Raw genomic sequence first — 13,453 nt, 5'->3', positions numbered from 1 at the left:
ATCTCCGTTGTGCTAATTATTGGATTAGTCCAGTTCCTTTAACTGGTTATAAGCTCCATCCTGCTTTTATTAATGAAGACGGTGATGAAGTAGATGGATATTATACCGCAACATATGAAGCTTGTATTTACGATACTTCTGCTTCCAACTACATTCTTGATGATGGATATAACGATGGTACTAATAGAATACTTGCTGATTTCACAACAGATAAGCTCAGCTCTATTTCTGGAGCCAAGCCTGCATCAGGGATATATTAGGACTTAACAAGAACAAATCTTGAATAGTTGGCTAAAAATCGTGGATATGGCTGGCACAATACTACAATACAAATTGAGTCTGCTGAGCAATTACTTGCTATGATTGAACATGGAACAGCAAACCTTCAGTAGGAATCACAAGGAGGCATAGGCGGAGGAGTAGTTTTGGTATCAGACACTGCTTCTTTAAATTGTAGTGCTATAACTGGTTCTACTTATAATATTGGTAAATTAAGTGGACATGCTTCCTCAACTAATGTAACTAGAAGTATTAATTCTAGTACTAAATAGTTAATTGTTACAACCTACACCGATAATGGCTATGTAAGCGTTCGATATAGAGGACGAGAAAATCCTTATGGAAATATATGGAAATTAGTCTAGGGAATAATAATAGGGGGTGATGGTAATTAGCAAGCTGGTATGCCTTTTATCTGTAATGATTTTTCATTTGATGATTCTTTAACTGCGGTTACTTCAGGAACAACCAATTATGATATAACACTTTCAGGATATACAAATGCTGGTTTTTTACTCCCTAATGGTGCCAATGGATATATTAATGCAATGGGATATGGAAATCCAGTATTTGACTGGCTATTTATTGCTAGTGAAATAGGAGGCAACACGGCACTTCCTGTAGGTGACCAAATTTGGATGACGACTGACTTAAATGGCTTGCATTCTGTCCGTTTAGGAGGACATTGGTCAGATAGTAATACCGCAGGTCCATTCCATTTTGCAGCCAATGGTATTTTATCTACTCATAATCGTACTATGGGTGGTCGATTAGCATATATAGCACGTAAAACTTCATAAACAATATAGAGGTGATAAATATTGAAAATTTATTCTAATACACAATCAATAGATGCACCGAAGGAATTTGAAATAAATTCATACCGAGTGTTTGTAGCTAAGAATATAAAATATGTTGAAAAAGAAGATAGTGAAAATACCGACGAAGAATCAATTACATTTTCTCATTATGAATTTGATTTATACGAATATACTCCTAGTGAGTATATTGAGATTTTAAAGAATGCAAATGAAGAATTGAATAATGAAATTCTTGATACACAAATGGCTCTTTGTGAAATCTATGAAACAATGGGATCTTTGGGGTGATTAAATGATTAAAGTTTATGCGAATTTAATTATGAAAGGTAAGAAAGTATTGGATGATGTCCCTCTTATAATTAGGGAATAGGTTTATGAATATCTCGTTGAGATTGGTTATTATGACAACCCTGAAAATTAAATAAAACATAAAGGAAGATAGTTTATACTATCTTCTTTTTTAGTTAATGAATATAATTAATTCAGCTTTTTACAACTACAAAACTTTGATATATCCCGAAAGATATAGTATAATTATTATACAATCAAAAACCAAAGGCATATTTAAGTTTTAAACTTGATGATGGACTACAGGAGGTATAACATGAATTATTTAGTAGCATTAGTATCACCCAGTCACCATTTAATGTTTGAGAAGGAGAATTACATTAAAGTTTATTCATTAGAGGCCGGCAGTTAGAATGAGTTTGAAAATAAGGTTGAATGTTTGGAAAGATAGTTTAGTTTAGAATTTAATGTGCCGCTTATAGATGTATATCATCTTTGGACTTTTAAGATTAAAGATAAATATTCTTCTAAGATTAAAAATACTACTTAAAAAAATAATTTTTTAATATCTGCGTAGCAGATATTAAAAGATTTAAATAACTTGCTAATGCAAGTTATTTAAATCCAATATTTTATCTTTAAAAGAACTATTTCAATTTCTTGATTTAGTTCTTCTTTTATTATATAATATAATTATACATTTAGATAAAGCAGTTTCAGGAGAAGCTCAAATGGATTTTATAAACAATATGTTAAGAAACGCTTACGCAAAAGGATTTAAAACATTAAACGAAGCCGATTGCTATCAAATTTTAAGACGCATAGGAATTAAAACCCCGCAAATCAAAACCGCGGCGGCAAATGATGATATCGGTAAAACGCTCAAAGATTTCCCCGGAGAGAAAATCGTAATAAAAATTCTCTCGGAAAAGACTCTGCACAAAACCGATAAAGGCGGCGTAAAGATATGCACTAAGGACAAAGCCGAACAAACCTTTAAAGCCATGGCCGCCGCATTCCCTGAAGCGAAGTCTTTTATGCTTACGGAATTTATCGACTACCCTCCCTTCGCGCTCGGGCGGGAAATACTGCTCGGCGCGCGCTTGGACGAAGCTTTCGGCCCGGTGATAACTTTGGGATTTGGCGGGACGGACTCCGAATATTTTGCAAAAAATCTTAAAGAGGAAGTACGCACCGCTCTAACCGCAGCTTTAAACGCGGATTTTGATTCTTTTATAGAAAATTCTCTGCTTTGGCGTTACGCCGGCGGCAAAGCGAGAGGAGGCAAACCTCAAATAAGCAAAGCCGCTTTAAGCGAAACTCTGCAAAAACTTGCCGGGCTTATGCTGCATTTCAGCCCTTTAAACAAAAATGCGGAATTTTTTATAGAAGAATTTGAAATAAATCCCCTCTGCGCCGGCGGCGGAAAGTTAACCGCGCTGGACGGCGTTCTGCGCTTTAAAAAAGCCGAATTTGCCAAATCCGGCCATGCCGTAACGGAAAGAGGCCTTCAAAGCCTTTTAAACCCTAAAAGCGCGGCCGTAATCGGGGTTAGCGGCAAAAAGATGAATATGGGGCGCATAATCTTAAACAATATTATAAAGGCCGGTTTTAACAAAGAAAATCTATTCGTGATAAAAGCGGGCGAGCGGGAAATAGACGGCGTAAAATGCGTGCCCGATTTCAACTCTTTGCCGCAAAAAATTGACGCGCTGATTTTATCCGTTCCGGCCGGTTCCGCCGTGCAAACTTTGCGGGACTGCGCCCAAAGCGGCAAAGTAAACGGCGTGGTTTTAATCAGCGGAGGTATCGGCGAAAAAGAAGGCTCCGCCGGGTTGGATTTGGAACTCAAAGAAATAATAAAAGAAGGCAAAAAAACAAACCCTGATTTTACGCTCAACGGCAGCAATTCCCTGGGGCTGGTGTCAAATCCGTCAAACTTCAACAGCCTTTTTATACCGACGGAAAAGTTCACGCCGCCGCTTGGCTTTAATCCGTCGCTTGCGCCATCGGCCTTTATCAGCCAAAGCGGAGCATTTATGCTGGCTTCTCTGGGCAAAACGGAACACGTAAAACCGCTTTACGCCGTTATGACGGGCAATCAGCAGGACGCAACCGTTACCGATTACGCCAAATATCTCATCAAAGAAAATAAAATAAAACTTTTAATGCTTTACATAGAAGGCCTTAAGCAAAACGAAGGAGAAGCCTTGAGACAAGCCGTTTCTCAGGCGAAGAAACAGGGAATAAAAACTCTTATTTATATGGCCGGGCGCACACCCAGCGGGCAAAAAGCCGTCATGGGGCATACGGCTTCAATAGCGGGCAATTACTTTACCGCCAAGAAAATTCTATCCCAGGCGGGCGCGTTTATGGCCGAAAATCTTGAAGAATTTGAAGACCTTTGCCAATCTGCGCCGGGAAAGAATTTAAGAACAATAAAGTTTTTATGCTCAGCAACGCCGGCTTTGAAACCAGCGCCATGGCCGATTCCGTAAAAGCAGACTCCCAATTAAACCCGGCCGCGCCGGAAGACGAACTTAAAAATGAAATCGCGTCAATACTTGCAAGATACGGTTTAAGTTCTTTGGCGGACGTAAGAAACCCTCTTGACGTAACCCCGATGTGCCCGGACGCCGCCGCATTGGAAGTTATGCGCGCCGCCGTTAAAAGCGGTCAATACGGCGCGGTTTTATTCTGCACCGTGCCCGTAAGCCCGGCGATAAAAACGCTTGAGGCGGAAGAACCCTCATTTCTTAAAGAGTTCGCCGCCGCGGCCAGGGAATATAATATCCCGGCTTTTGCCAGCGTATCGGCCGGAGCGAGATATGATTATTACCGCAAAACAGGGCAGGAAAACGGCCTGCCGGTTTTTGATCACGCCGATAAAGCCGTCAAAATTATAGAAAAATTATTAAAGAACAATTAGCCGCGCCATGTAAAAAAGGCGGGGATATAAAATCCCCGCCCTAATCAAGCCTCAAGAACTATATCCAAATATTTAATTTGGTTACTTTATCCTGCTTCCTAACTTTTGGTTCGCCGACGAGTTCCTGTATATAAACTTCCGCCACAAAAACTTTGGTGCCGGCCGTAAGCTGTCCGCCGTCCATATTGCCTTCGTCGTCGGCCAAAACCACGTCCGCGCGGACATTGGCCCTGTTATCCATAATGCTGACATTGCCCATAAGGCTTACCATTTCCATAGGTTTGGCGACTACGCGTTTATCATATTTCTTTTTCGCCTGGTCATAACTGGAAAGGGTGGCGTTTTCCAATGCGCCGGTCCCGTTGATAATACCGCATTTTATTTGGTTGTCATGACAAAAATCCGTCAAAGCTTCCATCAGGTCTTTGCCTTTCTGTATTCTGAAGATATACGTTCTTCCGGTAAGATAAGGTTTTTGTTCTGCCATTTTGCACTCTCCTTAATGAATTAAATCTATTGCCATTTCCCGGCTTTTATAGTTTCAAGATAGGCTTCTATCTTTTCAAGCTGGCCTTTTGCGTCCATATGCGCTTCTTTATATACGTCTTTGGCTTTCCCGCTGGACATATATTTGCCCTGCATAAACGGATAAATGGAATATTCCGCACCCATTTTTGACTTCAGCCAGCAATACATGGTCGGCAGGGTGAAATCAGTCAAAGCTATCGCTTTTTGCATATCCGCATACGGGAACAAGGCTTCGCGCTCTTCCTCGGGCAAAGCCGTAAAGAGCTCGCGGGAAGTTACATAATACGCGTTGATTTCGACGCCTCTTTTTTTAAGTTCCGGCAATACTTCCGCGCAAAACACTTCCCCCGCTCCCGGGCCCTGCACGACTATTACTCCGTCCGGGTTTGCTTTGGAGGACTTGCAAAGCCTGTACACGCCCTTAGCCGCGGCAGCGGGGACGTCCGCGCCCAAAGCGGCTCTGTCAATAACTTTCACGTTGGGGCGCGATACCACCGGATAAAGCACCGCCGGCCTTTTGACGAGGGCCGCGCTCAAAACCGGCCAAACGTCATTACCGTCCAAAGGCGTAAGAGTTATCGCCGCGCCTTTGGGGAAATCTTCCATAATAAGCTGTAAAGCCTGAGGATCTGCATGGGTGGGGCCGTCTTCCCCGGTTTGCATACCGGCGTGGCCCGTAAAGATGATAAAAGTTCTTTCCGCTTCGCCTGTGGCTTCCTTCCAGCACTGCTGGCCTATGGCGTGTAAACGGGCCTGCGTGTGCATCATGGCGGAAGTAAAAGCCGCGTAAGAAGCCGCAAGGCCTACATGCGTACCGTACGCGGAAACGCCGCTCATTACGGAAGACATGCCGTCTTCGCAAATTCCGCCGGAAGCTATATATTTGCTTTCCGGGTTGGAATATTTATTATAAAAACCTTTGGCAAAAGGCTTTGCAACCGCGCCGGCCCCGGTGGAGCCGGATAAATCCGCCGTGCTTACCAAAATACTGCCGCCGGTTTCTTGGGAAATATAAGCCAAAGCCGAGCCCATAACCGTCCTTAAAGCGTGGGCTTCCCCTGCTGGGAAACTAAACCCTTCCGGCGTTTTATCAGGCGTAAAAGCCGTATAGACTTTTTGGACTTCCGGCGCGGAAATCTCCCGCTTTAAAGCCGAAAGCCGCCCGCGCGCGGAAACAAGCATTTCCGCCAAAGGCTCAAAAACTTCTTTATGCTCCGCTACGGCCCGCCTTACGCAGAGCAGGCAGTCCCAAAAACTGCGTTCTATATTATCGGGCGTTTGTTCCCCTTCAAAGCGCGGAATCTTTACGCCGAAAGCGTTTTCAAATTCTTCCATGGCTTTATAAAAACCTTCGGAGGCGAATTTGTGCCCGCTGCCGTGGCTGGCTTTGCCTTCAATTCCGTAATGCCAGCCTTTAACGGTTCTGTAAATTATCGCCGTCGGGCAGCCGTTGTTTAAATCATAGGCGAATTTCTGCGCCGCGTATACTTGTTCAAAATCAAAACCGTCGGCCACTTCTATTACGTTAAAACCGTTTATATAGCAAAGTTCCGCCGGCGTCCAGGCGGTATAATCGCCGCGGCTTTCTTTATCTGCGGTTACTTTGTCGGAATCTATGGAGGCTTGGTTCCAATCCAAATGCAAAATTACGTTATCAAGCCCCGCGGCGGCAGCTATCGCCAAAGCTTCCGCGCTTCTGCCGGCGGTAAGGCCGCCTTCGCCTTCGATAATGTTTACTTTTGGGGTATTTTCCTTATAAGAACAGGCGGCGGCAAGCCCCAAACCTATGCTTGAGCCCAAACCTATGCCCGAAGCACCGGTGGAAAGCCTTACGAAAGGAACCTGCGGCACGGGATGTCCGTCCAAAACTTTGGAAGAAAATTGTTTGACAAGCTTCGTTCCGGCCGCGGGCGATTTCCTAAAACCGAGTAAATCTTCCAAACGGAGCTGGCGCGTTTCCGGCGCAAGCAAAGCCGGGCGGAAAGCTTTTGCGATTTCGTTTCTTAAAGCCGACATGGCGTAGAGCCCCAAAGCTTTATGGCCCGCCGCGTAAGAAAGGATATCCGCTTCCTGCAAGTCTGGATCTTTAAAATCATAGTCCATCACTTTATAAGCCAAAGAAGCCGCAATCCTGCCGGAAGATATACTGCCGCCCGGGTGCCCGGAAAGCGGCGCATAGTTGTAAAGCATGGCGCAAAGCGCTCTGTAAATTATATCGGCCCCGGTAAGGGCTTTTTTGTCTTCTTCAGGTAAAACGTAAGAACGGTCTTTAAGTACGTCTTCAGCTTTAAAATAAGAATTTTTTTTGCTGCCGAGTTTAAAATCAGACGGATTTACCATATACTCGCTCCTTACCCCTCAAAACCTTCCGAGAGGAAGTTCAAAACAAGATTATAAGCGGCGTCAATATCGTGTTTGCTTGCCGTTTCCACATTGGAATGGATATAGCGCACGGGCACGCTTAAAGCGGCCGCTTTTACCGGCCCAGATTCGCGCTGCATAGCTTTTGCGTCGTTGGAGCCGCGCGCCGCTACGCGCAACTGATACGCTATACCTTTATCTTTACAAATCTTTATAAGGCTTTTGCACAAAGCCCTGTCGGCAATAGTCGTGCCGTCGGTTAAAGTTATCCCCACGCCCTTGCCGAGAGAAACCACATAATCCTGAGGGCGCATTCCCGGCGTATCCAGCGCGCCGGTGGTGTCTACGGCCAAAGCGACGTCCGGGCGGATTGCCATAACCGCGCCGTGCGCTCCGATAAGTCCGTATTCTTCCTGAACGGTAAAGACGAAGTAAATATCGTCCTTATGCTCTTTGGGCATATTTTTGATAACCTGAACAAGAATGTAAACGCCCGCGCGATCGTCAATGGCTTTTGCCGTAAAAAGCCCCCCGCCCAGTTCCGCAGGAGTTCTGTCCAAAACAACCGGGTCCCCGATTGAAACAATTTTTGAAATTTCTTCAAAATTAAAACCGCAGTCTATAAAGGGATAACGCGTCCAGGGGCTGAGTTTTTTCCGCCGCAGTCAAATAATGCGCGGCTTTAGCCCCTATTACGCCGGGTATAAGGCCGTTTTCTTCGGTCTGGACCAAAACTCTTTGGGAAAGAAGCGTCCTTGGGTCTATACCGCCGGTAAGAGTAAAATACAAAAAGCCCTTTTCGTCTATATAACGTATTTTTAAGGCAACCTCGTCCATATGCGCGGCAACCATGATTTTCTTGCCGCCGGAGCCTTTCTTAAAAGCAATCACATTGCCCATGGCGTCGACGCTCACGCCGTCGCAATAGGGTTTTATCATGCGGGCGATTTCCCCGCCCAAAAGCTCTTCCCGCCCGGAAGCGGCCGGTATAAGCGACAATTTGGAAAACAAATCAAAATCCACGGTTTTTCCTCCTGCGCGCGCAATATCGTCGGTCTGCGGTAATTGTATCATATTATTAATTTATTTGCTAAGACGGGCGAAGAGTAAAAAACTCAGGCTAGGCGCACCGTTTGAACTTAAACAAAACCCTTGTAATGCGCGGTTCTTTTTAATAATATGTTAATTAGTATTTTGTTACAGGAGATATATATGTTAAAGAAAACATTTGTCTTTTTTACTTTTTGCGCTCTGGCTTTAACGCTCTGCGCACAGGGGCAGAAGAAAGGCGCTTACATCGAAATCTTGGGCGGCGACGCCGAGAAAGCCAAGCAAAAGCCTCAGTATTCTTACCTTTATAACACTACATTAATAAAAGCGATAGGCGATAATGACGTCGACAGAATAAACATTCTGCTTTACGCCGGCGTTGATCCCAACGAGAAAAACGACGAAGGCACCGTTCCGCTGGTAGCCGCGGCCGCGCCCGAAACCGACGCAGCGATTACCGAAATGCTTTTAAAACACGAAGCAAAAGTAAACGAACCTTCCAAAGATTCCACCACGCCTTTAATGGAGGCGGCCCAAAACGGAAGGCTGGATATCGTAAGCCTTCTGCTTGAATACGGCGCAAACCCTAATATCGAAGACAAAAACGGCAAAACCGCTTTAAGTTACGCATCCGAAAATAAACATCACGCGGTTGTTCTTAAATTATTGGATACGCAAGTCATTAAAATAAATGACAAAGAAACGGCTTTGGCTTCTTCAATAACCTCGGCCGCCGGCGCGAAAGACCTTGAAACGGTAAAAAGGCTTATGGCCAGAGGCGCGGGCATAAATTCAAAAAACAAATTCGGTTATACTCCGCTTATGGCCGCGGTCGACACGGGCGACTCCAAATTTGTAAAAGATATACTTACGCTGAATCCCAGCCTTGAAGCTAAAGACAATACAGGCAGAACCGCCCTTATGCACGCCGTGCAAAACGGCGACGACACCATAGTAAGACTGCTTTTAACGGAAGGCGCAAATCCTCATACGCAGGATATGCTGGCGGTTACTCCGCTTATTTTGGCGGCAAAAAACAGCAATAACGCCTTGGTAAAAGAAATGCTGAAAGCGGGTGTAAGCGTCAACAGGCAGGACAAACTTGGCAGAAGCGCGCTTTCTTGGACGGTTGAAAACGGTGATTACCCCGTCTTCAACACCGTGATAAACACCGCCGGGGCGGACACCAATCTTTCCTACGGATCGGAAAATTCCACCCCCCTCATCGCCGCGGCTAAAAGAGGCGATTATAAAATGACTTACGATTTACTTAAAAAAGGCGCAGAGCCCAACGCTTGGGATAATGATGACAACACCGCCCTCTATTACGCCGTAAACGGCAATTACACCAAGGTTGCGGCCTTGCTCGTAAGCTACGGCGCAAATCCGCTTATCAAAAATGAAGAAGCACCGAGCTTGACTTCAATCGCAAGAGCCAACGACAATACGAAACTCGCGGCAATTCTTGATACGGAAGAAAAACGCTACGCCCAGGAAAACGGCCTCCAGAAAGCTTATAAAGAGCAAGTGTTGATGCGCAGACAAAGCGAAGAACAAGCGTTCTGGGACAATATAGAAGATATAGACGAATATATAGCTTTCCTTGAAAACCAAATGGCCAAGGCAAAAATAGTTAAAGCCGAAAGGGAAGCGAAAGCGGCTAACCAAGCAAAATAAACGCCGCCTGCTAAATTTAAAAAGCCCTCGTTAAGCGGGGGCTTTTTTATTTTTATAAACTCCGTTTGGCAAAAGCGCAAATTTGTATAAAAGCTCCGTTTATTATATAATTTTGTTAGTTAAGACTTACTTTTAAAGCCTTATCAATTATAAACGATACAGGAACTTACATTAATATGGCACAGCCATTCACTACGATAAAAAAACTAAGCGAACTTAAAAAGAACGGATACGGCACGGTTACGGCCATAGCCCACTCTGACAAAAAAGTTAAGCACCGCTTAAACGCAATGGGCCTTCACAAAGGCTGCGAAGTAAAACGCAAGAATTCATCTTTCCCCATACTTATAGACGCAGACGGCGTTGAAATAGCGGTAGGCAAGGAATTTGCCGAACATATTTTAATAGAAACCACCCAAAAAGTAATATTTTTAATGGGCAACCCCAATGTGGGCAAGAGCACGGTGTTTTCCCGCCTGACGGGCGTAAAGACTGACGCTTCCAACTACCCGGGGACGACCGTTTCCTTATTAAACGGAGAAACGGTAATAAACAAGCATTTTTATACGGTGTACGATATGCCGGGCATTTACAGTCTGCAAGAGGAATCCCGCACGGACGAAGAATCCTGCCTGCTTATCAAAAACACACCTTATGACGTAGCCGTATACGTATTGGACGCTCAGCACTTAGAACGCAATTTATATTTTGCCTTGGATATTATAGCTTTGGGCAAACCTACCGTTCTGCTTTTAAATAAATTCGACGTTGCCAAGAAAAAAGGCATAGACGTGGATACGAAAAAACTTTCCGAGTTTTTGGGCGTACCCGTAATAGCCAGCAACGGCCTTAACGGAACAGGATTTAAAGAGCTTTCAAACGAAATAGACAAACTTGCCACAGGAAAAACTCCGTATCACCCCGTTCAAATACCTTCCGACCAAGACGAAAAATGGAAACTTATCGGCAAAATAAGCGCGCAAGCCCAAAAAATAACGCACAGGCACCCTTCCGTAATAGAAAAACTGGAAGAGGCCGCATCCTCCAGCTGGTTCGGCCTGCCTTTGGCGTTTTTGGTGATGATAGTTTCGTTCTTCATAATACGTTTTATCGGCGAAAGCTGCATAGATTTGCTTACGCCGCTTTATGAAAACTATTATCTTCCGCTGATGCAGCATATTTTCAGCTTTACGGAAGGAACCTTCATTTATACGATACTCTTCGGCAGCGCGTCGGAAACGGCAGGAGGCTTGGGCATACTTTCCGAAGGCGTAAAAATAGCTTTCGTGGATGTTCTGCCTTATGTCGTTTCTTTCTACGCGGTGCTGGATTTCCTTTCCATGCTGGGCTATTTGCCGCGCCTTGCGATACTGCTTGATTCCCTTCTGCACAGAATAGGGCTGCACGGCTACAGCGCGATACCTATAATGCTCGGCTTCGGCTGCAAAGTGCCGGCCATTATGGCGGTGCGCTCTTTGGAAACGAAAAGGCAGAAAATAATCGCTCTCGTGCTGATTTTGATGATGGTGCCGTGTATTTCACAGACGGCGATGATGTTCTCGGTAGTAGCGCCTTACGGCATAGGTTATTTGCTGGGCGTTTTCGCGATAATGCTGATTACGGGTTTGCTTGCGGGCTTGGCTTTAAATAAGATTATGCCGGGGGACACCTCCGACATTTTCATGGAAGTGCCCGGCTGGCAGCTGCCTAAATTTGTTCCTTTTATAAAACAGCTCGGCAGAAGAGCCAAGGATTTTATAGTGGAAGCCATACCGTTAATCATAGCGGGTATGTTCATAATAACGCTAGCCGACATGACCGGCTTATTAAACTTTATTGACAACGCCATGCAAGGTTTGGTTTCTTACGTATTGGGGCTGCCTAAAGAATCCTCTTCCGTAATCCTCTTGGGATTTTTAAGGAAAGACATTTCAATCGCGCTTCTTACGCCTTTTGCGTTAACCGGTAAGCAAATGCTCGTGGCCTGCGTGTTCATGGCCATGTATATGCCGTGTACGGCTTCGTTCTTCGTGCTTTTAAGGGAAGGAGGGCTGAAAGACGGACTTAAAATAATGCTCATCACCTTAAGCGTATCAGTCCTTATAGGGGGCCTGTTAAACTTTATATTATAAAAATATTTAAGTTTCACGGAATCGGCCCCGGCGTTTTTAAAGCCGGGGCCTTTTTTACATCATGGGCGAACTATGCCGATTAATCGGCTTTGGCTTGATTTTGAGGGCTTGCCTTTCCGCCGAAAACGAAACGCAGGCCGAATATCCCCAAGCCCTCAATTAAACGTGCGGTAAAATCATTTGAGGCCAATCCTCCGCACCAGTTTATAAAATCCGCGGCGGAAGCCAAATCAAGCAGTTCCCCGGCATAGCCGAGCAAAGCCTGCAAAATAAGCACCGCCGCCGCTATATAAATTTTTTTACCTTTCAGAAAATTTTTAATTTTCAGCGATAAGCCAATTATTTTTGAAAACATATTTTCTCCTTTTATTTTTTGTTTAAAGAATGTTTTAAGAAGCGCAAATCTTCCAGGGCAAGCTCAAGCCTGCCTTCAATTCTGCTTTGGGCCGAGTTTATTAAAGCCATGCGGGTTTCAAGCTCTTCCAGCCGTTTGGGCGTATGGACCGTGGAAGCAAACCATAAAGAAAAAGAAAGCGCGGCCGCCGCGATATACAAAATATTCCTTGCGGCGCAAAGCAAAGCCAGCCAGTATTTCGCCGCACCGGCGGGATAAAAAACGGTTTCGTTTTGCATAGTTAAGACTCCCACGAACACAAATCAAGCCTTAAAGTCCAATCGTTTAAATTGAACTCCAAACCTTCAACCGTCATATTGCCGCTTAAATGCGGAGCGAAGTCAACTTCTATGACGTCGCCCAACTCTATCTGAGGCAGAAAACGGCATATCAGCACGGCTCGCTTTTTTAACCTGCCGGCTTCTTTATAGATACTCGGCGCGCAAGCCCGCGCCAAATTGGCGTTCTGCGCCGGCAAAAGCGCGCCGGAAGCGACTGAAAGTTCTTTAAGCCCGTATTTGTCAATCAAATTGGGACGAGGCAGACCGAGCGTAAAGTCATCCACAATACAAGAATAATTGCCGAAGTTCACGCTTACCCGGTTATAAAGTTTGTCCGCGCCGCCGCTGACGCTTTCAACGCTTATAATATCGTTTTCGGTAAGTTTCAAAGAAGCTTCGCTTAAAGCGGGCCTTTGCTTAAAAAAGAAAGTCCCCTCCGAATCAAAGCCTATCTGATATCCGCTTAAACGGGCAAGCTCCTGCACCACGTCAAGGCAGCTCATGGAAGAAGTGTTTATCATGGCGATATTTACGCCGGTTCCTTCCCATTCCGCGCGCCAGCCCGTAAGTTTTGGAACGGAAGTTTGGGCCGCGTCGCTTTGACCCGCCCATTTAAGTTGTAAGTAACGGCCGCTTTCGTTTATAACGGAACCGGGCTCTATAAGGTTCCAATCCCCCCAAGGCAAATCCTGAGCGTTTTTGCTTCACGTGTA

Annotated in this window: 12 protein-coding genes and 2 pseudogenes; 8 read left to right on the top strand and 6 right to left on the bottom strand. The window is 44.9% G+C overall.

The features are described 5' to 3' along the window. From ACQY26_RS03790 to ACQY26_RS03765, 6 genes and pseudogenes are all read left to right on the top strand, one after another. A pseudogene (locus ACQY26_RS03790) lies at positions 1–260 on the top strand (hypothetical protein); the annotation flags it as partial. 423 nt (positions 261–683) lie between these two features. Next, positions 684–1,079 (top strand): hypothetical protein, encoded by a 396-nt coding sequence (locus ACQY26_RS03785; protein WP_428047772.1) that lies wholly within the window; start codon positions 684–686, stop codon positions 1,077–1,079. Between the two features lie 21 nt (positions 1,080–1,100). After that, positions 1,101–1,388 carry a hypothetical protein gene (locus ACQY26_RS03780; protein WP_428047771.1) on the top strand — a complete coding sequence of 96 codons (288 nt, stop codon included), beginning with the start codon at positions 1,101–1,103 and terminating at the stop codon, positions 1,386–1,388. A gap of 4 nt (positions 1,389–1,392) precedes the next feature. Then, positions 1,393–1,470: a CD1375 family protein gene (locus ACQY26_RS03775; protein WP_428047773.1), complete on the top strand. Its 78-nt coding sequence runs from the start codon at positions 1,393–1,395 to the stop codon at positions 1,468–1,470. A 649-nt stretch (positions 1,471–2,119) separates the two neighbouring features. Further along, positions 2,120–3,886: an acetate--CoA ligase family protein gene (locus ACQY26_RS03770; RefSeq protein ID WP_428047770.1), complete on the top strand. Its 1,767-nt coding sequence runs from the start codon at positions 2,120–2,122 to the stop codon at positions 3,884–3,886. Further along, complete coding sequence (locus ACQY26_RS03765; protein WP_428047768.1) at positions 3,838–4,317, top strand: hypothetical protein; 480 nt, start codon at positions 3,838–3,840, stop codon at positions 4,315–4,317. The genes ACQY26_RS03770 and ACQY26_RS03765 overlap by 49 nt, the downstream gene beginning before the upstream one ends. A 58-nt stretch (positions 4,318–4,375) precedes the next feature. On the opposite strand, the gene ACQY26_RS03760 is transcribed toward ACQY26_RS03765, so the two are convergent. The 3 genes and pseudogenes from ACQY26_RS03760 to ACQY26_RS03750 form a co-directional block, all read right to left on the bottom strand. Continuing rightward, positions 4,376–4,804: a PPC domain-containing DNA-binding protein gene (locus ACQY26_RS03760; RefSeq protein WP_428047766.1), complete on the bottom strand. Its 429-nt coding sequence runs from the start codon at positions 4,802–4,804 to the stop codon at positions 4,376–4,378. 26 nt (positions 4,805–4,830) lie between these two features. Beyond that, entirely contained in the window at positions 4,831–7,185 is a 2,355-nt protein-coding gene (locus ACQY26_RS03755) for a thiamine pyrophosphate-dependent enzyme (protein ID WP_428047765.1), read from the bottom strand. Between the two features lie 11 nt (positions 7,186–7,196). After that, a pseudogene (locus ACQY26_RS03750) lies at positions 7,197–8,043 on the bottom strand (M42 family metallopeptidase). Between the two features lie 375 nt (positions 8,044–8,418). Between ACQY26_RS03750 and ACQY26_RS03745 the strand changes: the two are divergent. Next, positions 8,419–9,933 carry an ankyrin repeat domain-containing protein gene (locus ACQY26_RS03745; RefSeq protein WP_428047764.1) on the top strand — a complete coding sequence of 505 codons (1,515 nt, stop codon included), beginning with the start codon at positions 8,419–8,421 and terminating at the stop codon, positions 9,931–9,933. A 176-nt stretch (positions 9,934–10,109) separates the two neighbouring features. Further along, a complete protein-coding gene (locus tag ACQY26_RS03740; RefSeq protein WP_428047762.1) occupies positions 10,110–12,065 on the top strand; it encodes a FeoB small GTPase domain-containing protein in 1,956 nt (651 codons plus the stop codon). Positions 12,066–12,144: 79 nt separating this feature from the next. Here the strand turns inward: ACQY26_RS03740 and ACQY26_RS03735 are convergent, their stop codons facing one another. The 3 genes from ACQY26_RS03735 to ACQY26_RS03725 are packed head-to-tail and all read right to left on the bottom strand — an operon-like array spanning position 12,145 to position 13,426. Next, entirely contained in the window at positions 12,145–12,420 is a 276-nt protein-coding gene (locus tag ACQY26_RS03735; protein WP_428047761.1) for a hypothetical protein, read from the bottom strand. A gap of 11 nt (positions 12,421–12,431) precedes the next feature. Beyond that, the gene (locus ACQY26_RS03730) at positions 12,432–12,698 is read right to left on the bottom strand and encodes a hypothetical protein (RefSeq protein WP_428047760.1); all 267 of its coding nucleotides are present in this window, start codon (positions 12,696–12,698) and stop codon (positions 12,432–12,434) included. A gap of 2 nt (positions 12,699–12,700) precedes the next feature. After that, positions 12,701–13,426 carry a hypothetical protein gene (locus ACQY26_RS03725; RefSeq protein WP_428047759.1) on the bottom strand — a complete coding sequence of 242 codons (726 nt, stop codon included), beginning with the start codon at positions 13,424–13,426 and terminating at the stop codon, positions 12,701–12,703. Between the last annotated feature and the right edge of the window lie 27 nt (positions 13,427–13,453).

Source organism: Candidatus Proelusimicrobium excrementi, assembly GCF_937881865.1.
GTDB classification, from domain to species: domain Bacteria; phylum Elusimicrobiota; class Elusimicrobia; order Elusimicrobiales; family Elusimicrobiaceae; genus Proelusimicrobium; species Proelusimicrobium excrementi.
This window is presented reverse-complemented; position numbering and strand designations above follow the sequence as displayed.

Coding starts and splice junctions, on each gene's coding strand:
- ACQY26_RS03785 (WP_428047772.1), top strand. CDS start 684: ATGCCTTTTATCTGTAATGATTTTTCATTTGATGATTCTTTAACTGCG.
- ACQY26_RS03775 (WP_428047773.1), top strand. CDS start 1,393: ATGATTAAAGTTTATGCGAATTTAATTATGAAAGGTAAGAAAGTATTG.
- ACQY26_RS03770 (WP_428047770.1), top strand. CDS start 2,120: ATGGATTTTATAAACAATATGTTAAGAAACGCTTACGCAAAAGGATTT.
- ACQY26_RS03765 (WP_428047768.1), top strand. CDS start 3,838: ATGCTCAGCAACGCCGGCTTTGAAACCAGCGCCATGGCCGATTCCGTA.
- ACQY26_RS03760 (WP_428047766.1), bottom strand. CDS start 4,804: ATGGCAGAACAAAAACCTTATCTTACCGGAAGAACGTATATCTTCAGA.
- ACQY26_RS03755 (WP_428047765.1), bottom strand. CDS start 7,185: ATGGTAAATCCGTCTGATTTTAAACTCGGCAGCAAAAAAAATTCTTAT.
- ACQY26_RS03745 (WP_428047764.1), top strand. CDS start 8,419: ATGTTAAAGAAAACATTTGTCTTTTTTACTTTTTGCGCTCTGGCTTTA.
- ACQY26_RS03740 (WP_428047762.1), top strand. CDS start 10,110: ATGGCACAGCCATTCACTACGATAAAAAAACTAAGCGAACTTAAAAAG.
- ACQY26_RS03735 (WP_428047761.1), bottom strand. CDS start 12,420: ATGTTTTCAAAAATAATTGGCTTATCGCTGAAAATTAAAAATTTTCTG.
- ACQY26_RS03730 (WP_428047760.1), bottom strand. CDS start 12,698: ATGCAAAACGAAACCGTTTTTTATCCCGCCGGTGCGGCGAAATACTGG.